Origin of the sequence: Anoxybacillus sp. CHMUD (assembly GCF_013096965.1) — a bacterium.
GTDB classification, from domain to species: domain Bacteria; phylum Bacillota; class Bacilli; order Bacillales; family Anoxybacillaceae; genus Anoxybacillus; species Anoxybacillus kestanbolensis_A.
The window spans coordinates 1-19551 of sequence record NZ_SDLG01000020.1; the positions used below are offsets into that span (position 1 = coordinate 1).

At 40.5% G+C, this 19551-nt stretch carries 14 protein-coding genes and 1 other annotated feature; of the genes, 9 read left to right on the forward strand and 5 right to left on the reverse strand.

Going from position 1 to position 19551, the window contains the following annotated elements:
• Positions 1-228: 228 nt before the first annotated feature.
• On the reverse strand, positions 229-1176 hold the full coding sequence (locus ETB99_RS11730; RefSeq protein WP_171700681.1) for a S8 family peptidase: 948 nt from the start codon (positions 1174-1176) through the stop codon (positions 229-231).
• 152 nt (positions 1177-1328) lie between these two features.
• On the opposite strand from ETB99_RS11730, the gene ETB99_RS11735 reads away from it, so the two are divergent.
• Complete coding sequence (locus tag ETB99_RS11735; RefSeq protein WP_171700682.1) at positions 1329-2504, forward strand: ISL3 family transposase; 1176 nt, start codon at positions 1329-1331, stop codon at positions 2502-2504.
• A 124-nt stretch (positions 2505-2628) separates the two neighbouring features.
• Here ETB99_RS11735 and ETB99_RS11740 read toward each other — a convergent pair whose 3' ends face one another.
• On the reverse strand, positions 2629-3042 hold the full coding sequence (locus ETB99_RS11740) for a sodium:solute symporter family transporter (RefSeq protein WP_375153718.1): 414 nt from the start codon (positions 3040-3042) through the stop codon (positions 2629-2631).
• Between the two features lie 128 nt (positions 3043-3170).
• Positions 3171-3393, forward strand: a binding site (T-box leader).
• A 41-nt stretch (positions 3394-3434) separates the two neighbouring features.
• Between ETB99_RS11740 and ETB99_RS11745 the strand changes: the two genes are divergently transcribed.
• The 4 genes from ETB99_RS11745 to ETB99_RS11760 all read left to right on the forward strand — a co-directional run bounded on the left by ETB99_RS11745 (position 3435) and on the right by ETB99_RS11760 (position 11806).
• Positions 3435-6059 (forward strand): valine--tRNA ligase, encoded by a 2625-nt coding sequence (locus ETB99_RS11745; RefSeq protein ID WP_171700683.1) that lies wholly within the window; start codon positions 3435-3437, stop codon positions 6057-6059.
• A gap of 64 nt (positions 6060-6123) precedes the next feature.
• A complete protein-coding gene (locus tag ETB99_RS11750) occupies positions 6124-7428 on the forward strand; it encodes a bifunctional folylpolyglutamate synthase/dihydrofolate synthase (protein WP_129000654.1) in 1305 nt (434 codons plus the stop codon).
• 58 nt (positions 7429-7486) lie between these two features.
• Positions 7487-10939 carry an Ig-like domain-containing protein gene (locus ETB99_RS11755; RefSeq protein WP_171700684.1) on the forward strand — a complete coding sequence of 1151 codons (3453 nt, stop codon included), beginning with the start codon at positions 7487-7489 and terminating at the stop codon, positions 10937-10939.
• Between the two features lie 18 nt (positions 10940-10957).
• Positions 10958-11806 carry an ankyrin repeat domain-containing protein gene (locus tag ETB99_RS11760; RefSeq protein WP_077427994.1) on the forward strand — a complete coding sequence of 283 codons (849 nt, stop codon included), beginning with the start codon at positions 10958-10960 and terminating at the stop codon, positions 11804-11806.
• Between the two features lie 14 nt (positions 11807-11820).
• On the opposite strand, the gene ETB99_RS11765 is transcribed toward ETB99_RS11760, so the two are convergent.
• The 3 genes from ETB99_RS11765 to ETB99_RS11775 are packed head-to-tail and all read right to left on the reverse strand — an operon-like array spanning position 11821 to position 14615.
• Positions 11821-13458 (reverse strand): hypothetical protein, encoded by a 1638-nt coding sequence (locus ETB99_RS11765; protein WP_171700685.1) that lies wholly within the window; start codon positions 13456-13458, stop codon positions 11821-11823.
• A gap of 13 nt (positions 13459-13471) precedes the next feature.
• The gene (locus ETB99_RS11770) at positions 13472-14041 is read right to left on the reverse strand and encodes a PulJ/GspJ family protein (protein WP_171700686.1); all 570 of its coding nucleotides are present in this window, start codon (positions 14039-14041) and stop codon (positions 13472-13474) included.
• Entirely contained in the window at positions 14025-14615 is a 591-nt protein-coding gene (locus ETB99_RS11775; protein WP_077428000.1) for a prepilin-type N-terminal cleavage/methylation domain-containing protein, read from the reverse strand. Before ETB99_RS11775 ends, ETB99_RS11770 begins: the two co-directional genes overlap by 17 nt.
• Before the next feature lie 87 nt (positions 14616-14702).
• On the opposite strand from ETB99_RS11775, the gene ETB99_RS11780 reads away from it, so the two are divergent.
• Genes ETB99_RS11780 through ETB99_RS11795 form a run of 4 tightly spaced genes read left to right on the forward strand, consistent with a single transcriptional unit; the run spans position 14703 to position 19549 of the window.
• Positions 14703-15890, forward strand: a complete 1188-nt coding sequence (locus tag ETB99_RS11780; RefSeq protein ID WP_253263630.1) for a hypothetical protein — start codon at positions 14703-14705, stop codon at positions 15888-15890.
• Positions 15887-16633, forward strand: a complete 747-nt coding sequence (locus tag ETB99_RS11785) for a PRC-barrel domain-containing protein (protein WP_077428004.1) — start codon at positions 15887-15889, stop codon at positions 16631-16633. The genes ETB99_RS11780 and ETB99_RS11785 overlap by 4 nt, the downstream gene beginning before the upstream one ends.
• A gap of 13 nt (positions 16634-16646) precedes the next feature.
• A complete protein-coding gene (locus tag ETB99_RS11790) occupies positions 16647-17891 on the forward strand; it encodes a VanW family protein (protein WP_171700688.1) in 1245 nt (414 codons plus the stop codon).
• A complete protein-coding gene (locus tag ETB99_RS11795) occupies positions 17888-19549 on the forward strand; it encodes a GspE/PulE family protein (protein WP_171700689.1) in 1662 nt (553 codons plus the stop codon). Before ETB99_RS11790 ends, ETB99_RS11795 begins: the two co-directional genes overlap by 4 nt.
• The last annotated feature ends 2 nt before the right edge of the window (positions 19550-19551 follow it).

Below are 19551 nucleotides of genomic sequence, written 5' to 3' on the forward strand. Positions count from 1 at the left end.
AAGTGGTTGAAAGATGAAGTGATTGCCAACGTTTTTCACAAGGATCAAAATGACATTGCCCAATCCATTACTCGCTTTGAACAGTACGTCTTACAACATCCAGATGAGGTGTTACGCCGCATGGGGTGTGCTGTGTGAATCAGAGGTTAAAATGCCAATTTGGATGTATATAAGTTAGTTAATTATAAATGATATGTAAATTATACCATTATTATACAAATATTTGTACTATTTTTTGAAATTTTTACATATCTTAAAAGCCTTTTCTAAATTGAAGATCCTATATCCGTCAGGAGTTTTTTTGATAGAAGATTGTATGATTATCTCTCTTAAATCTTTATTATCTAATAAAGGATTATAGCTTAAGAGTAATGCTAGGCCTCCGGCAACATGAGCTGCAGCTAAAGATGTACCGCTTCTTATAGTATAGTTACCATCTATAGATGTACTTAATATCTTGTGTCCTGGTGCCATAACCGTGAGTTCTTTTCCAGTATTAGAGCCAACCCACCTCTCATTATTTTCAGTTATTGCCCCTACAGCAATAACTTCTTCGTATTTTGCGGGATATGTAATAGAGTTGTTTGATAGAGCAGTATTTCCAGTAGATGCAATAAGAGTAATATTTTCTGAATCAGCTTTCTTAATAGCTTCTTTTAATATACGTGAATCTTTACTTCCACCAAAACTCATGAGAATAATATCTATATCATTATTAATAGCCCACTCAATTCCCTTAGCAATATTTTCGTATGAGCCAATTTGCTTCTTATTTAATACTTTTACTGAGTATAGTTCTGCTTTTGGTGCAATTCGTGCAATAATCCCTGCTATATGTGTACCGTGTCCATTATCATCTTCGTAATTCGTCGAATGATTAATAATATTTATTCCACCTCTAATCTTCAGATCTTTATGATTACTTTTAATACCTGTGTCTAAAATAGCAATGGAAACACCTTCTCCAAAGACTTTGTAACTATCGTGAATTTGTTGAATTTTTAAATATTCAATACTCCAAGGAACTTCTTTCTCCTCAGTAGAACTATGTCTTTTTTCTTCATAACTCTCTATTTCTGGTTGTATAGATTTTTCACTTCCCTTATTATTTCCGCTACAATTAACGCAAAAAAGTATGGTCACAATAAAAAAAACAATAAATATAATTTTCTTCAATGAAACACCTCCCATGGTATTTTTTGGATCTTCACCACAAGTTGTACTTGATCATTTAAGGTAGGCGTGCATAGAGAAAATAGAGGGTACAAAAAATGTGAATTTTCCTGTATGGTAAAGGTGACCAAACCAAACCATGGAGGGAAATTCGCATGTACTCTCAGTTTATCAAAGAACTCATCGATTTACCAGATGTTTTGATTCAAAAGGTGCGAAAAGAAGGGGAACGTTGGATTTTCGAACTTTCTCTACCCGAACAATGCCCGTTATGTCCTGTCTGCTTGAAGCGCACGATCAAAATGACAGGAAAAAAGAAGCAATGGATGCATGGCTATGCTCAGCGAATCGGAATCTTTTGGATTGAACTTTCTGTCGAGCGCAGACGTTGTGGTACGTGTGGCGCGACGTTCAGCACGTCCTATCCAGGAATCCCTCCTCGAAGTGTGGCGACGGATGCTTTTCAGCGATGGGTCGCGCAATCTTGCATCGGAACATCCATTCAGGCGGTGGCTCGTATGCTCAAGCTTCCTTACACGACCGTTGAACGATGGTTTTATACCCATGCCCCTTCCTTCCTATCGAATGACGTCCAACCAAAGGCGGTTTGTGTCGATGAGTTTGCTTTTCGAAAAGGGCACGACTATGGAGTGGCGATCATGGATGCCGAAACGGGAGAAGTGTATGCCATGGAAGCAGGAAAGAACGAGGAAGCCATTGGGCGTGCATTGGCTCATGTATCTCGTTCCGTTCAGTATGTCGTGAGTGACTTGGCTCCAGCGATGAAAAAAGCGATTCAACGGGTTTGCCCAGAGGCGACACATGTCGTCGACTATTTCCATGTCATTCAGCTGTTTACCGATGCGTTAGAACGTTGTCGCAAATATTTGGGCAAAGGAGGCAAGAAACACGGAAATGTTCGTTACGTTTGCCGTTTATTGAGCCAATGCCCAGAGAAATTGACGGAGGAAGAACGTCAAATCATACGAGAATGGTGTAATGAAAGCGATTACTTAAAGTCTGTTTACCAATCGCTCCAACATGTTCGCTATGTGTTCAAAAGCAAAGATGAGCAACAGGCGAAACGACGCTTGAAGGCTTGGATTCATCGGTATTTGTTTTGTCCTTGTTCTGCTGTTCGCGCCATCGCAAAATCACTCGTCAAGCGAACAGAAGAAATCATATCGTGCATTTTATCCCATTACTCGAATGGGAAGAAGGAAGGAACGAATAACAAGAGCAAGCTGATCAAACGTCGGGGATACGGATACAGAAATATCCAACATTTTGCACTGCGGGTTCGGCTGGAAACAGCTAACATACTTTCATGACAGGTGCAAGTACATCTTTCGGTGATGAACCCTTTTTCTTCTGAAAGTACAGGTTCTTCCAAAAGAGTGGATTTCAACAAATCCAAGATTAACATAAAAGCTTGGGCAAAGCGAATGTCTTCCATTACATCGCAGCACAAATAAAAAAGCTGTCCAATCGTTTTTGGATCACCCATTTGTTTTGAAATCGTTTTTCAAAGAAGTCAGGCATGGTTTGACAATTGAGTGCTTTTAATTTTCGACCGACATAGATAACGGCAAGAAGTGTTCCGATCCAAGCACCGAAAGACTCTAATGCTGCTATGACAAGCAGTCCTTCTGAGTACGAAATACCAGCTATTCCAAACAATGTCGCCGCACTTAAATAGGTTGCGGCAAGAGTTCCTACAATAAGGATTGTTGATCCTTTTTCGCCCATCACCCATAAAATGGTACGAATCGCCTGAACGACGGTAATCGGGATGATGCATTGTTCAGCAATAAAGCGAAGTTTTCGTAGCCACGGTGGCCAGGCGTACGGATTGTAACGCTTACGCATATGCTCACTTCCTTTTCAAATGATTAGCTCCACATGTTGGAGCTTTTATTTTTTGTATAAAGAAGTGAAAATGTGGCAAACCTTATTGACGATTCGTATGATTTTTATATAGTATTATGTATGAATAGAAAAAAGCGAAGATAGGGAAGAGTACGGCGCAACCCGCCTGGCAGAGAGGGAAATCAATAGCTGCGAGATTTCCTAGGTTCGTGGTCGTCGGAAGGTCGCCCTGGAGCTGCTTCTTCGAACGAAAGTAGGAGAAGCCGGTGCATCGCCGTTATCGATTTGAGTGCTTAAGCATTGCTTAAGAAAAAAGGTGGTACCGCGAAAGAGTCTCCTTTCGTCCTTTTCGGATGAAAGGAGTTTTTTATTTTAGTGTAGGAGGGATTTGTATGTTACCGCCGAAGTACGACCACCGTGCTGTTGAGGCAAACCGTTATGAATGGTGGCTAAAAGGAAAGTTTTTCGAAGCAACAAGTGATGAGACGAAAAAGCCGTTTACAATCGTCATTCCACCGCCAAACGTAACAGGAAAGCTTCATTTAGGACATGCGTGGGATACGACGTTACAAGACATTATTACGCGCATGAAGCGTATGCAAGGATACGATGTGTTATGGCTTCCGGGCATGGACCATGCGGGTATTGCTACGCAAGCAAAAGTAGAAGAAAAGCTGCGCAACGAAGGAAAAACACGTTACGACTTAGGACGTGAAAAGTTCGTTGAAGAAACGTGGAAATGGAAAGAAGAATATGCAGGTCACATCCGTTCTCAATGGGCGAAGCTTGGACTTGGTCTCGATTATACGCGCGAGCGCTTTACGCTTGATGAAGGATTATCGAAAGCAGTACGCGAAGTGTTTGTATCGTTATATAAAAAAGGTCTTATTTATCGCGGTGAATATATTATTAACTGGGATCCGGTGACAAAAACAGCATTATCGGACATTGAAGTCGTATATAAAGATGTGCAAGGTGCGCTATATCATATGCGCTATCCGCTTGCGGACGGCTCAGGTTATATCGAAGTGGCAACGACACGTCCAGAAACGATGCTTGGTGATACAGCCGTTGCGGTTCATCCAGAAGATGAACGTTACAAACATCTCATCGGAAAAACAGTCATTTTACCGATCGTCGGTCGCGAAATTCCGATTATTGGTGATGAGTACGTTGACATGTCGTTCGGTTCAGGAGCGGTAAAAATTACGCCAGCGCACGATCCAAACGACTTTGAGATCGGAAATCGTCACAACTTGCCTCGCATTCTTGTCATGAACGAAGACGGTACGATGAACGACAACGCTCTTCAATATAAGGGGCTCGACCGCTTCGAATGCCGCAAGCAAATCGTGAAAGACTTACAAGAACAAGGTGTGCTATTTAAAATCGAGGAACATATGCATTCGGTTGGTCATAGTGAACGTAGTGGTGCTGTTGTAGAACCGTATTTATCGACGCAATGGTTCGTCAAAATGAAGCCGCTTGCTGAAGCTGCGATTGAACTACAAAAAACAGAAGGAAAAGTAAATTTCGTTCCAGAGCGATTTGAAAAAACGTACTTACATTGGATGGAAAATATTCGCGATTGGTGCATTTCTCGCCAACTTTGGTGGGGACATCGCATTCCAGCATGGTATCATAAAGAAACAGGCGAAGTGTATGTCGATCATGAGCCACCAGCAGATATTGAAAATTGGGAACAAGATCCAGATGTATTAGATACATGGTTTAGTTCTGCGCTTTGGCCGTTTTCAACGATGGGTTGGCCGGATAAAACATCGGCAGACTATAACCGTTATTATCCAACGGATGTGCTTGTAACAGGATATGACATCATTTTCTTCTGGGTATCGCGCATGATTTTCCAAGCGCTTGAGTTTACAGGCAAACGTCCGTTTAAAGATGTTCTCATTCACGGACTAGTACGCGATGCACAAGGACGAAAAATGAGTAAATCGCTCGGTAACGGTGTTGATCCGATGGATGTGATCGATCAGTACGGTGCGGATTCGCTTCGCTATTTCTTAGCGACAGGAAGCGCACCTGGCCAAGACTTGCGCTTTAGCACAGAAAAAGTTGAAGCGACATGGAACTTCGTCAATAAAATTTGGAACGCTTCTCGTTTTGCGCTCATGAACATGGAAGGATTCACGTATGAAGACATTGACTTACATGGTGAAAAATCGGTTGCGGATCATTGGATTTTAACACGCTTAAACGAAACGATTGAAACGGTGACAAAACTTGCCGATAAATACGAGTTTGGTGAAGTCGGTCGCGTATTATATAATTTCATTTGGGACGACTTATGCGATTGGTATATCGAAATGGCGAAATTGCCACTATACGGTGAAGATGAACAAGCGAAGAAAACGACGCGCTCTGTTCTTGCTTATGTGCTTGATCAAACGATGCGTCTCCTTCATCCGTTTATGCCGTTTGTGACAGAAGAAATTTGGCAACAACTTCCTCATGAAGGAGAGTCGATTACAGTTGCTTCGTGGCCGCAAGTTCGTCCTGAACTAAACAATCATGAAGCGGCTGAGCAAATGCGCTTGCTCGTTGATATTATTCGCGCGGTGCGTAACATTCGCGCAGAAGTGAATACACCGTTAAGCAAGCCAATTACGTTGCACATTAAAGCAAAAGATGAACAAATTGCGAGCACGCTTCAGAAAAATCGCTCATATATTGAGCGCTTCTGTAACCCTAGTGAACTTGTCATCGACACGACGATTCCAACAGTTGAGAAAGCAATGACAGCTGTTGTGACAGGTGCAGAACTAAGCTTGCCGCTTGAAGGATTAATTAATATTGAAGAAGAAGTGAAACGTCTCGAAAAAGAGTTACAAAAACTCGATCAAGAAGTCGAGCGCGTGCAAAAGAAATTAAGTAACGAAGGCTTTTTAGCGAAAGCGCCAGCGCACGTTGTCGAAGAGGAACGAAAAAAAGAGCGCGACTACATCGAAAAACGTGAAGCGGTCCGCGCCCGTCTTGCACAATTAAAACAATAGTTTTATGATGAAGACGAATCCATTTCGGATTCGTCTTTCACTTTAAATAGAAGGGGGATTTTTCATGGTTCGTACATATAAAGAAGCAGTTGAATGGATTCATGGACGGTTAAAGTTAGGGGTCAAACCGGGATTAAGACGAATGGAATGGATGATGGAAAAGCTCGATCATCCAGAGCGTCGCATTAAAGCGATTCATGTCGGTGGAACGAACGGAAAAGGATCGACCGTTTGCTTTTTACGTCACATTTTACAAGAAGCAGGTTATCGTGTCGGAACGTTTACATCGCCGTATGTCGAACAATTTAACGAACGCATTAGTATAAACGGAAAACCAATTAGCGATGTTGATCTGATCAAACTTGTGCAAGTCATTCAGCCTTTGGCAGAGGAGTTAGAACAGACGGAATTAGGTGGACCGACAGAGTTTGAAGTTATTACCGCCATGGCGCTTTATTATTTTGGCAAAATGAACGTGCAAGACGTTGTCATTTTTGAAGTAGGACTTGGCGGACGCTTAGATTCAACGAACGTTATTTATCCGCTTTTATCGGTGATTACAAACATCGGTTACGATCATATACATATATTAGGGAATACACTTGAACAAATTGCGTTTGAAAAAGCGGGAATTATTAAGGCAGGAATCCCTGTTATGACAGCGATTGATCAGCCGGAGGCGCTACAAGTAGTAGAAGAGAAAGCGACATCGGTACGCGCAAAAGCATATGTGCTCGATCGCGATTTTACCGTTTTTGCTCACGAACCAACGACGGACGGAGAACGTTTTTCTTTACAAACACCGTTTACGACATATCGCGATGTAACGACAACGATGCTTGGGGCACATCAAGTGAAAAACGCAGCGCTTGCGCTGATGGTTGCCGACTATTTACGTACGTACTATTCGTTTTTGATTGAGCGTGAACATATGTACAACGGCATTCGAAAAGCAGCGTGGCTCGGGCGATTTGAAAAGATGGATGAACGTCCGCTTATCATTATTGATGGGGCGCATAACGAAGAAGGAATCGATAGTCTCGTTTCGACAATGAACGCTCACTATCCGAACCATCGCGTACACGTCCTTTTTACAGCGTTAGGGGACAAACCGGTCACAGCGATGATTCGAAAGTTAGAAACGGTTGCCGAGACGATGACGTTTACAACATTTGATTTTCCGCGCGCTCTTTCCGCTGAGCAACTTGCGGAACAAGCGACGCATCCGAATGTGCAATGGACAAATGACTGGAAACAATGGTTAAAAGAAAAGCGAAAGCAAGCTGAAAAAGATGATATTATTTTAATTACAGGTTCACTTTATTTCATCTCAAATGTGCGGAATTTTATAAAAAATAAATATAAGTAAGACGAAAACTGATGGTATAATAGATAAAAAATAGGACTTTTGAAAGGGGGAGGGGTAGGTGAAAAGAGCTGTTTCGGTGTTTCTCGTATTACTTTTATCATTATCTCTATGGGTTCCGGTGTTTAATAGCAATGCGGCAAGCAATAAACAGACAGGTGAAAAGTATGAAATATTAGAGATTGTTAGTCATGCCTCATCTGGATCCCCTTTAGCAAACGAATATTTAACAAAAAATACAAAATATTTAAACATTACAACAATGACAATGAAACGCTTTGTCGCTTTACGTGACGAACTTGATGGAAAATATGATGCGATTGTGATTTCTCAAGGGGATTATAACCCGGCAAAGCTTCGTAAAAGTTCTGGAAATGCTCAAGCTCATAACACAACAAATATAATGAATGATATTACTGACTTGAAAGCAGAGGAGATAAAAGAGTTTTACATTGAAAAAGGCCTCCCAATTTTTATTTATAGAAAGAGTAGAAGTGACCAAGATGTTCTAAAATATTCAAACAGTAAGTTGTATAAACACTTCTCTTCATATTTAAAAAACCAAAGAGATAATGTTATTTTCTTTGAAGATAAACTGCAGAATGATTTTGCGAAATTTGGACTAAATGGTTCACTTGAAAGCTACAAAACACGCCCACGCTTTTTCTTAACATCTGCTCCTTTGAACGAGCAAGTAATGAAAAAAGGTGACACGCTTTCGTTTACGTACAATATCATTAACTACCAACATTTTAAAAATAAACTGCTTACTGTCAACTTATATATTGACTCTGATTTTAATGACAAATATACGAGCGAAGAAATTGTTGCATCTAAACAAGTACAAGGAGCAACAGGAACGATTTCATACACTCTTCCAGTTGGCTATTCTGGACCACGTTATTGGAAATTGGAAATTGTTGATGAAACAAGTGCGTTAAAAGATTATGAAAAAGGGTTCGTGAAGTTTCAAGATGTACCAGCAACGATCAAAGTATTACAAATACGTAAAGGGAACGATGAGAGTTCATTATTAAATACAAAAAACATGAACCCGAATTTTTTAAGTCGTGCAAACGAATATAGCATTAGTATTGACGTAACAACATTAACAGATTTTCAAAAAAGCAAAATATATGAACCAAATTATTCGCATGAAGTGATTAATGGAAAATACGATATGATTATTTTCGGGTTTGCAGATTGTTACAATGGATGTAGTAAGATTATTTCTTTAAATCCAAATGCTGTTCAATCAATTAAAAGTTTTATTGCTTCCGGTCAAAGTGTCATGTTTACACACGATGTCATGTTTGGAACAAATAACGTATGGGTCAATGAGTTTGGTCCGATTGTTGGGCAAATTCAGCCGCATACAGATTTAGGAAACGGTGCTCCAAACCGATCAACGAGCACGAAACAAGTAAACAGCGGGCTTATGACAAATTACCCATTTGAATTAGATGATAGCATTACGATCGCAACAACACATAACCAATACTATACGCTCGATTTAGAAGATGGAAATGTAATTCCATGGTACAACATTGATGGTTCTCCACGTGACGTATATGATAGCTGGAACCATTATTACACATATTCCGAAGGAAATGTCACTTATTCTGGAACAGGTCATACGATTGGTTTCCCAGAAGAAGAACAAAAGCTATTTGTCAATACGATGTATCGTGCGTTTTTTGGATCGAACCATGCACCGCAATTGACGGTTATTACGCCGCAAGAAAACGAAACGATTCCGAGCAATCAGCCAATTGAACTATCATATAAAGTGGAAGATTTAGATTTAGTCGACCGAACGTTTTCTACGAAAGTGTGGATAAACGATCAAGAAGTGTACGCGCAAAACGATGTGCCGAATGGCACAACGATTATTCAGTCGCTTCCGCACAATATGCCAAACGGTGGAACAGCGAAAATGAAAATTGAAGCGACCGACGCACGCGGAGCGAAAGTAACGAAAGAATTTCAAGTCGTCATTGAAAAAGTTTCGGCAAACATGGAAGTGAGTCGAACGATTTCAAAAACGCTCGCTCCAGTCGATGAATCGATTGCGATGCAGTATACAATCACACCAAAACCATTAACGTTATTGACGAATACGTCGTTAAAAGTGACAAACATTGCGTTTGAAGAAAAATTACCAGCAGGCATTGAAGTCGTTTCTTTGCCGAGTGGATTTACAAAACAAGGAACGATCACAGAAGGATATACAATCAAAGGAGCGCTACCAGACATTTCATTTGTAAAATCAGGAACGACGTATATCGCTGAACCACAAACGTTCGCCATTCAAGTGAAGCCGACAACAAAAGGAACGTTTTCGTTATCGCAAGCAAAACTGACGTACAAAGATATAAATGCACAACTTGTCAATTTATCCTTTAACACTTTGTCGTTTGTTTCCGATTACAAAATTACAGATGTTACGCTACCAAGCACCATTTTCGTGAACCGCGGCGTGCCGAAAAATGCGCGGTTATTGTTAAACGTCTTGCCGCAAGAAGCAACAATCGCCTCAGTAGAGTGGAGTGAAAATAGCAACGGACAAATTATTTCTATCGACCGAAATGGTGTCATTACCGCAGTAAAAGAAGGAACCGCACAAGTGACAGCAAAAGTAAAAGATATGTTCGGTAACGTAAAAACAACAACGATGACGGTCATTGTACGCATCCCGGTCGACTCGATCTCAATCAACGATTTTACTGTTCACGTCGGTGAAACGATCTCGATTCCGGTTACCGTATCGCCAGCAGACGCGAAAAAAGCAGTCTCTTATTCACTAGGAAATAGTTTGTATGCTGAAATAAATGGAGCAAACGGAACGATTACGGGACTAAAAGAAGGCGTAACGACGTTAACGGTTCAAGCATTTAACAGAAATGACGAACTGATTGAAAAAACGGTTACAGTAACCGTTCAAGCGATCCCAGTAACTGCTGTTGTCGTATCACCAACAGTTGCGAATATAAATATCGGTGAAACAACTACGCTCACCGCAACAGTTGCACCAAACGATGCAACGTATAAGACAATTACATGGCGTTCGTCTAATCCGAATATCGCTTCGGTTGATGAAAACGGACGGGTGACAGGTTTGAGCACCGGACAAGTGACGATTACCGCGCAAGCGCATAACGGTGTCGTTGGTACAGCGATCGTTCACGTTGGCTCACCGCTGACGGGTATTTCGCTTCCATCCACATTAATTGTACAAAAAGGAAAAACGATCAATGTATTACCGTACATTGCACCAATTCCGGCAAATGCGACGACAAAAATTGTGAGCCGTTCATTTACGATCGAAAACAGTTATTATGCTGTTGTTGACGAAAATGGCGAGGTGACTGCGAAACGTCTCGGTGAAACGCCGTTAACGGTGAAATTGACTGATGAAAACGGAAAAACGTGGACGGCATCAACGGTCATTCGTGTCGTTGAACATGCGACAGATCCGACGAAAGGCGGAAATAAAGACGGCTGGTTGTACTAACGAAGGATGTGAACATGTATGAAAAAAGTGATGACGCTATTTGTCATCATCAGCTTGCTAAGCGGATGTTTTTCATCGAAAGAAGAAAAACAGCAACGATTTATACAAGCGATTGAGCAAGGAAACGTTCAAGCGGTACGCGAATATATGAAGAAGGAAAAAAATATTAACTTCAAAATAAAAAATGAAACACCGCTTGATGTGGCGATGCGCACCGGGCAGTACGATATTGCAGCACAACTATTAAAAGCTGGAGGAAAGTCGGCTGTTATGTCGCTTCCTCCCCTACATTTTGCACTTGCTTCATCTTTAGCGCAAGGAAATGAAGAAAATATAGAAATCGTAAAACAAATCGTAAATGAACAAACGGTGCGAGAGAAAGATAAAGAAAATAATACTCCCTTGCATATTGCAGCAGGGAGCGGGAATGTTGATCTTGTACAGCTTGTTTGCCAATACGATGTGGACGTCAATGCGGTAAATAAACACGGCGAAACGCCGTTATTGCTTGCGGTGCAAGCGGGAAATGTCGATGTTGTTCGCTTTTTATATGAGCGAGGGGCAAATGTAGAGATCGCAAATGAAGCGGGTGAAACGCCGCTATATAAAGCGGTGGAACGAAACTTTATTGATGTAGCCACATATTTATTAGAAAAAGGTGCCGATGTCAATACAAAAACGAACATTAAGAAAACACCATTAATGGTTGCAGCAGAGTACGGTTATGATGAATTAGTAACACTTTTACTTCGTTACGGTGCCGATGTGCATGTAAAAGATGATACCGGCAACACCGCTCTTTCTCTCGCACAATATTGGAAACATGAAAACATTATAAAGCAACTAAAGGAAAAAGGAGCCAAGTAGCTAGCTCCTTTTCTTTATTGTACGCGTATTTCATCAACAATAACGGCAAGCTGCTTAACAAGCGGTAAACCAAGCCCGCGGTTAATAAACACATCTTTATTATGTTTCACGACAAAACGAGCATATTGTTTTTGTTCTTCTTCTGATGAGATAGGTGTTTGAAATGAAAGATTTGTTCCGGCATCGCTCGTTTCGCCGCGATACGTATTCACAATCAACCCATTTTCATCTGTGTACGGAATAATGGAGCTATTGCCGCGAGCAAATAGCCCTCCCTCGATATTTATATATGATCCGACAGCATAAATCACAGCATTGCTGTCTGTATAGAAAAATCCTTTTAAGTTTGGCGTTGTTAAGGAAAAATTGTTTGCAAACTCGTTTACACGGGCGATTTCTAACTTTCCTTTAGTCAATAACACAACTTCTTTTCCGTTTAGTCCGCTAATTGTCGTATTGTAAATAGATGTATCTCCATCGACATAAACGGTAGAGTCAAATGCGACTTGTCCTGTAATCGTTAAATCGCCAAGCACAATGATATTTCCTTTTATTTGTAACGGATTTTCTCCAGCGTTTTCTAATACAAAATCGCCGTTTACAATAAGCCATTGCCCATCATTTAACGTTAACGAAGTAACATCGAAATATGGGACGGTACTTGTATCAAGAAAAATGGATTTTCCGCTAGCAATCGCCCCTTCTAACGCAGTCGGTAAATCGATAGAATCATTAACGACAACAGAGACAAACGACGATTTTATTTGTTCGATAAGCTCGGATAATGGCAAAGAAATAAGGCTTTGATATTGCGCTTGTTTGCTTGGATCAAATCCATCAATACCAGCCGCTGATAACAGTTTATCTTTTAACGTAAAATCAAAATTGACATCAATAAACTCATCTTGTTCTTTTTGAACGCTTGGTCCTTGCTGTTGAAACGACAGTGAACCTAAGGAAAAATCGTTTATGTTTTTTGTAAATTGTGTGGATATGCTATAACAGCTCTTTGCCCCATTTCCGTGGTCGCACGTATAACGGTTGCCTTCTACAAACAATATACTTTTTTCACTTGTCGTTGGAAACGTTGTCTGTACCGAATAAAGCGTTGAGTTATAAATATAGTTCGCGACGTTTGTAACGTATATATCATTTCCTGCGTATATATTGCCGTCAATATAAGAACCGCCGTTCAATGTCACGTTCTTACGCGAGCCAATCGCATATTTTAAAAAGCTCGGTGCGTTCGTAATAATGACTTCACGTGTGACCGTTTTGTTTCCGTATGGGGCAGAGATACGGAAAACACGTGTAAACAATTTATTGCGGTCAATTCCTTTTGAACTTGTTATATCTTCAATGGTAACATGATGGCGATTGATTAGCTCGCTCAAAAAGCCAGTTTGTGTATTTCCTAAATCGAGATCGAGTTGCAATGGAGTTGATAACGACAACTGTTCAACTTTTACTTTTAACTCGGCGACGGTTTCCTCTACCGCTTTTACAGCGTCATGGAGCGATGTGACATCCTCGACGCGTACTTGTGTAAAATTCGCTTGATATATGCTGACAGATAAAATGGTAAGTCCAATGATAAAAAAGACAGTGACCGTTAACATAACGAGTACGAGACTGTACCCTTTTTCGTTCACCTCTCTCCCCCCCTTAGAAGCCGAATTGTGATTGCAACGTAAACGGTTCAATATATAACGGATCGTCTGGATTGCGATGGTCATTGTCTTGAACAGATAAACGAATCGAAATGACCCCGCTTTTACATATGTTTTGTTGCGACCGTACACACGTATAAGTAAGCTCTGATTGGTCTGAAACAATCCGTAAATTTGAAGGTGTGACTTGTTTCCCATTTATAAGTAATGTCTCGTTTGTTTTATCTATCATGATTTGTAACGTTTGACCAGCTTGCTTTTTGTCTTCCACGAGCCCTGTATTTGTATCAATCTCTTTTTTTATTTCATTCACAAATGTTAGTGTATCATCGTTTGATTCGTCTATTTTTAATCCGTCTGGAGCAAGGGCATATAGTTCGTTAAAAATCGTTGTCATCAATATATCAGCTTCGCTTCGCAGCTGATTTTCAATGCCGATCCGTTTATACGCCTTCATTCCCGCTGTAAATACACCGTATGCAGAAGCGGCAATAATCGATGTGATCGCTAAGCCGACAAGTAGTTCAATAAGCGTAAGTCCACGTTCATTAGCGAATACTTTCATTGGCGATCACCCCTTTTAAGACGATCAGTTCGTTATTTGAACGGACGGTGACATATAAACGAAGTAAATAGTTGCTGACGTCTTCGGCCATCTCTTTTTCTTGTTGGATCGTTTGTTTTAAACGATCAGGAAATTCACTTGGTGGGTTGTTTTTTATTTGTGACCATATCGCTTGATCGTATGGGATTAACCAAGCTTGTACATCTTCCTCATTATATGTCACATTGTTAATTGTCGGTGAAAAAATAGCTTTACATACGTTTTCGTCGGGAAATAACGATGTATTGGAACATGCTGAAGCATCGAAATGGACAAAAGGTGTTTGTTCGGTGATATGATCATCGACATATGCTTTCATCGTTTGAAAGTCAAGTCGTTCCATATAATGAATAACACCGCGAGCGATATTGACAGCAACCGTTTTTGATTGATTATACGCGGTGTATGTCATCGCATTTGTAAAAAACATAAACATGCCGCTCACAACAAAAGATAAAATAACAATCGATAATAGCACTTCAATTAACGTAAAAGCACGTTTGTCATAAAAAATATTCATTTCCTTTTGACACATTTTCCTTCCCCTTCTTTTAAAATACATAACTTTATTATACAATATGTTAGAGTTAAGTGTTGTATCATGTTGAATGGGGGGAGCGATTTGCCGTATTTATTCTTCATGATCTTTTTTCTCATATTAATCCCCATCTATATTCGCTTACCATTTGGATGGACAAAAAAAGGGATTGCACTTTTATTAACGGTCGCTTGTTTATTAAGCGTTTTTGGCATGATTGCGATCGAGCAATTTCCACTTTGGCAAGCCGCATTATTTCTTTTTCTTTTAGTTGTCACAAGCACATATTTACTTGAACAAAAGCTCGGTCACTTATTTTATGCGCGCATATATGAACATGATTTAATTGTTGAAGGCGACGAAAAAGACGAGCAAGAAAACGAACTACCGTCTGCTATAGAAGAGGTGGTGGATCAACAAAATGAGGAGATTCGAAAAGAAGAAATCGAAAACGTTGATGAGGAATGGTTTCAAAGGGAATGGCCTGAAGAAATTGAACAACAAGCCTCTATTGAACCGCTCCGAGAAAATGACTTCGATCATATGATTGAGCCGATAGAAAGTGTAGATGACATCATTGAGCCGTTACGTATGGTAGACAGTGACGATACAAGTGTAAACGAAACAACCGAAGACGTGGCAGAACAACAGTGGCTTGATTTGCTCAGTGAAGAAAATATGGAGATCATACATGATCAAAATGAAATGAAGGAAGAAAAAGATAGTCAGCTACTCGACATCGAAACGATTGCTGTCGTCGAAGAAACGAGCGAGCATATGGTAGATGAATCGTATCGCATTGAGCCGATTGTAGAAGACGATGATATACATACGGAAGCGAGTGCTGATATGGTAGAAGAACAAGAAAGTATTCAAAGCGTTGAGGAAGCAGTAGAGCAAGTGAGCGAAGAAGAACAAGGAACGGCCGATGATGAATGTGTAACAGTAGAAGAAAACAATGAAGAGGTGCATATGCTCCCGAGACCGTTCATGAAAAATTTACTTGCTTCTTTATACGCGATGCGTCCATTGTTGTCGGACGAACAATATGAACAGCTTATTCATAAACATTTACATCCTCGCTTACACGAACAAGATTATTACACATTTGCCAATGTATTAATGGAGCATTACGTTGCTTCGAAACAATATGAAAAGCTATATGATGTCGCGAAACAATTGTACGGGCAATATGAGCTTTACCCGATGATCCAACAACAATTAGCACATATGATACATTATGCTGAACAAAAAATGGGGTGGAAAAAATGAAAAGTAGCGCACAAGTTATCGGTCTTCCAGTCATTAGTATTCAAAACGGAGTACAACTCGGACAAGTAAAGTCTCTTGTGGTAAATCCAGAAAAAGGAACGATTGATTTTCTAATCGTTGATCAAGAAAATTGGGAAATTAGTATGAAAGCGATTCCGTTTCGACATGTGATCGGAATTGGGGAATTTGCTGTAACGGTTGAAGAAGAGCGAGCTGTCCTTGATTTAAACGTCATTCCGATTGCGAATGAGCTTGTTAATAAAAAAATTACGATTAAACAAGCGAAAGTGATGACAAGAAAAGGACAATTGCTTGGGGAAGCAACGGAATTTTATATGGACGAAGAAACAGGACACATCACAGGAATCGAAGTGCAAATTGGAAACGAGTTGCGCATCGTTCGCGCTGATCATGTCATTACGTATGGAAAAGATTTGTTGATTGTTCATGAAGATGCACAACAGACGCTCGTTTCAAACGTTGATGAGTTAGTGACATTAAAAGGGACACAAGTGGAACCTCTTATCGAACAAATCGTCCCAACAACAGTTGATAACGAACTTGATGAACTGCGTCAAAAACAAATCGATATGTTAAAAGGAAAACGAGTATTAAAAGATATTGTTGATGTCAATGGTCAAGTGCTCATTTCAAAAGATACAATTTTAACGAAAGAACATATTATTCGCGCACAAGAAGAAGGACCAGATATTGTGATCGAGCTATCGATGAACGTCGAGTAAGGAGGCGTATGTCATGCGCCAAACCGTTTCGCTAAAGTTGTTTTTTACGTTGCTTTTGACCGTTTCATATTTACTGACAACTACAAAAGTGGCGACATGGGCGTACGAGTCGTTTATCAGTCATGACACATTTGCTGAAGGAACGATGATCGGTCCTGTTGATTTATCGAATCGTTCACGGGAAGAAGCGTATGAACGAATGAATGAAAAAGTGACTGAGTGGAAGCAATCCGCAACGATCAAACTCGTACTAGAGAAAAAAGAAGCCACGGTACAAACGGATTATTTTTCATTTCATATCGAGGAGAGCATGAAACAGGCGGTAAGCGGAAAGCGCACCCCTCTCCTCGTTTCTGTTGATGGACAAGCGTTGCAAGACGCCATTTCTTCTATTGGTGCATCAAGTGATTGGATTGATGTGGAGAAGGTAAAAAATCAATTAGAACAAACAGCGGCTTCGCTTACATCTGCTCAACTATCGCTTCAGCAATACGTTCGGGAGGATATGCAACAAGAAACGGTTTTATCGCAAGCCACGATTCCATCGCATGAAGAGCTTCATGCAATATCACAAACAGCAATGACAATTGAGCCAAAACAAGTATTTTCTGTTTTGGACTTTTTTAAAAAACAAGGTTTAGGTATATCTAAAGAAGCGATGACGCTATTTGCATCTGCACTATATGAAACGATAATACCGACAAATTTTGAAATTGTTGAACGGCATACGAGCGCTGTATTGCCAAACGGAGTGAAAGCAGGATTTGAAGCGGCTGTTGAACAAAATAAAAAGGACTTTATTTTTTTTAATCCAAACGATCGAGCGTACACGTTCGAATGGAAAATGGAAGGCGATCGAATGCAAGTGACTTTGATCGGTCCACCTTTTATTTATCAATACGCGCTAAAAACAGACCCGATCGAGTATTATGATCCGAAAACGATTGTGCAATATAGTGCATTGTTGAAACCAAATGAAAAACGAATGAAAGAAGAAGGAAAAAAAGGCATGCTCATTCGTTTGTATAAAGAAGTGTACGATCGAAACCGCACATTAGTCGAAACGGTGCTCGTTTCGGAAGATTTTTATCCGCCTGTTCATCGCGTTGAATTGCGCGGATTACAAGCGGGAGTCAATAACGGAGCGAGTGAAATGCCATCCCCAAGTGACACACCTTCAGAGCAGCCACCACAACAAGATGACATATGGGGAAATGAAAACGAGCAAATCAAAGGAAATGAGGATGAGACCTCATGAAAAAGCAAGAGCGAAAACGATTAGGTGATTTGTTAATTGAAGCAGGGCTCATTACGAGAGAACAGCTTGAAGAAACGTTAAAAGAAAAAGCCCCTGGGCAAAAATTAGGCGATGCGTTGTTGCAACGTGGCTATATTACGGAACAACAATTAATTGAAGTATTAGAGTTCCAACTCGGTATTCCACATGTCAGCTTATATCGTTATCCAATTGATCCGAAATTAATGAACCTTGTGCCGAAAGAATTTGCGAAACGAAATATGCTTATTCCTTTAAAGCAAGAAGGAGATCGGCTATTTGTCGCGATGGCAGATCCGATGGACTTTTTTGCGATCGATGATCTGCGCCTGTCGACAGGTTTTCATATCGAAGTGGCCATTGCCTCAAAGGACGATATTTTACGAGCCATTAATAAGTATTATGATATTGATGACTCGGTTGAAGAGTTTTTAAACATCGCTCCTCAACAAGAGGTGCGTGAGCAAGAGAAGCTTGTTGAAGATGACTCGCCGATCGTAAAGCTTGTCAATCAAATTTTACAAATGGCAGTTGAACAGCGAGCTAGTGATATTCATATTGACCCACATGAGACGAAAGTCGTTATTCGTTATCGCATTGACGGAATTTTACGCACGGAGCGAGCGTTGCCAAAACATATGCAAGGAATGTTAACGGCGCGCATTAAAATTTTAGCGAATATGGACATTACAGAACACCGTGTTCCGCAAGATGGACGTATTAAAATGAACATCGATTTTCATCCGATTGATTTGCGCGTATCGACGTTACCGACGATTTACGGCGAAAAAATCGTTATGCGCGTGCTTGATTTAGGAGCAGCGTTAAATGATTTAAATAAGCTCGGTTTTAATAAAATAAACTTACAGCGATTTATTCAACTCATTGAACAACCAACAGGTATCGTGTTAATTACAGGACCGACTGGTTCGGGAAAATCGTCGACACTTTATGCCGCGTTAAATCGATTGAACGGCGAACATGTGAACATTATTACAATTGAAGACCCTGTCGAATATCAGCTTGAAGGGGTGAACCAAATCCAAGTCAACCCAAACGTCGGAATGACGTTTGCAGAAGGATTGCGTTCCATTTTGCGACAAGACCCAAACATTATTATGGTTGGGGAAATTCGTGACCGTGAAACAGCGGAAGTAGCGATTCGTGCGTCTTTAACAGGGCATCTTGTGTTAAGTACGTTACATACGAACGACGCATTAAGCACGGTCGCGCGTTTAATTGATATGGGCGTCGAGCCGTTTTTAGTTGCGACGTCGCTTTCAGGAGTCGTTTCCCAACGTCTCGTGCGCCGTGTTTGTCGTGATTGTCAAGAAGAACACGAACCGACGAAGCGGGAGGTGGACATTTTTGCTCGCCGAGGTTTGAAAATTGAAAAAGTGATGCGCGGTCGTGGCTGCCCAACGTGCAACATGACAGGATATAAAGGGCGTATCGCGCTACATGAATTAATGGTTATGTCTGATGATATGCGAAAAGTGATTTTAAACGGTGAACCGCTTTCGAAATTGCGTGAAATTGCGATCAAAAATAAAATGATTTTTTTAATTGATGATGGGCTATTAAAAGTCAAACAAGGGCTGACGACAACGGAAGAAGTGTTGCGTGTAAGCATTTTATAAGG

What these genes read in the sequence shown, in the direction of transcription:
- ETB99_RS11775 (WP_077428000.1), bottom strand. Translation starts at nt 14,615, where the DNA reads ATGTGTCAAAAGGAAATGAATATTTTTTATGACAAACGTGCTTTTACG.
- ETB99_RS11740 (WP_375153718.1), bottom strand. Translation starts at nt 3,042, where the DNA reads ATGCGTAAGCGTTACAATCCGTACGCCTGGCCACCGTGGCTACGAAAA.
- ETB99_RS11795 (WP_171700689.1), top strand. Translation starts at nt 17,888, where the DNA reads ATGAAAAAGCAAGAGCGAAAACGATTAGGTGATTTGTTAATTGAAGCA.
- ETB99_RS11745 (WP_171700683.1), top strand. Translation starts at nt 3,435, where the DNA reads ATGTTACCGCCGAAGTACGACCACCGTGCTGTTGAGGCAAACCGTTAT.
- ETB99_RS11790 (WP_171700688.1), top strand. Translation starts at nt 16,647, where the DNA reads ATGCGCCAAACCGTTTCGCTAAAGTTGTTTTTTACGTTGCTTTTGACC.
- ETB99_RS11785 (WP_077428004.1), top strand. Translation starts at nt 15,887, where the DNA reads ATGAAAAGTAGCGCACAAGTTATCGGTCTTCCAGTCATTAGTATTCAA.
- ETB99_RS11760 (WP_077427994.1), top strand. Translation starts at nt 10,958, where the DNA reads ATGAAAAAAGTGATGACGCTATTTGTCATCATCAGCTTGCTAAGCGGA.
- ETB99_RS11735 (WP_171700682.1), top strand. Translation starts at nt 1,329, where the DNA reads ATGTACTCTCAGTTTATCAAAGAACTCATCGATTTACCAGATGTTTTG.
- ETB99_RS11770 (WP_171700686.1), bottom strand. Translation starts at nt 14,041, where the DNA reads ATGAAAGTATTCGCTAATGAACGTGGACTTACGCTTATTGAACTACTT.
- ETB99_RS11750 (WP_129000654.1), top strand. Translation starts at nt 6,124, where the DNA reads ATGGTTCGTACATATAAAGAAGCAGTTGAATGGATTCATGGACGGTTA.